The 980-nt window shown below is 45.3% G+C and carries 1 protein-coding gene; it reads right to left on the minus strand.

All coding sequences use genetic code 11. The features are described 5' to 3' along the window. Window positions 1–2: 2 nt before the first annotated feature. The coding region (locus ACE1EF_RS20055) for a T9SS type A sorting domain-containing protein (protein ID WP_375722495.1) at window positions 3–980 on the minus strand (978 nt) is incomplete at its 5' end.

Here is a 980-nt window from a genome sequence, read left to right on the forward strand (position 1 = left end):
TTCTAGTTTGTTTTTACAACTTTGAACAGTTTGCTTGCACCTGCACTTTCAGCTTTAATGATATATAATCCTGTGCCGTCAATGCTTATGCTCTCTTTGCCTGAAGATGGTACTACCTGTTTTACAACTCTTCCTGAAAGGTTGTAAACAGTGATCATACCCGGTTCATTGGCAAACTCTACAGTAAACATGCCTGATGTGATGCTCGGATAAACCGATACATCTGCAGCTTTCTTACTTACCTCTTTTACTGAAGTCACAATGGCTTCTTCCGGTACTGGTAAGCCAGCCAGCATATATACTGCATTTCTCCAGATGGTTAATGCAGCGCCGGTCATGTTTCTACCATTGTTACCACAGATTGCGCCATAGTTCATGGCCATGGTAATCATCGGTGCCTGCATCTCTTCAGAACCAATAGAATCGCCTGTTGCCAGGTAGTTGATTCCGACTGTTGCATTAGCCGGTGCTTTTGTTGACATGGCAAGGGCACTGTTGGCCGGATTGAATGTAACATCCGTTGCATACTGTAAGCCTTTGAAGTGTTCGCCATCGTCGCTTCCGTCATCTGCAAATCCTGCCCAGAAAATACGGATAGAATCGCCTTCGAATGCCAAACCTTTGAACAGATCATTGGTCTGATTTGCTGCATCAACATGCAGGAAGAAATCACTGGCCTGCTCGGCTCCGCTACCGGCTGCTCCGGTTGCAAATCCTCTGCCTGCTTTCATGGCATATACCTTATTGATGATATGCGGTACTGTCAGGCTGCCCATTCCCAATGATCCACCACGTTTCCAGATAGCTGATGAAGAACCAAATGGTTCCTGGCCAATTACCACATCGTATCCTGAAAGATCAAATACTGAATCATTAGATACAAGCCATGTATCCACTACAAAGTTTTCATCTTCCATCAACATCGTTACAATCGGATCTGCATCCGGCTGTGCAGCTGTCTCTGCCATCGTTTTGGACTC

Source organism: Quyinboa sediminis, from assembly GCF_042219855.1.
Lineage (GTDB): Bacteria > Bacteroidota > Bacteroidia > Bacteroidales > UBA5342 > JBHJHP01.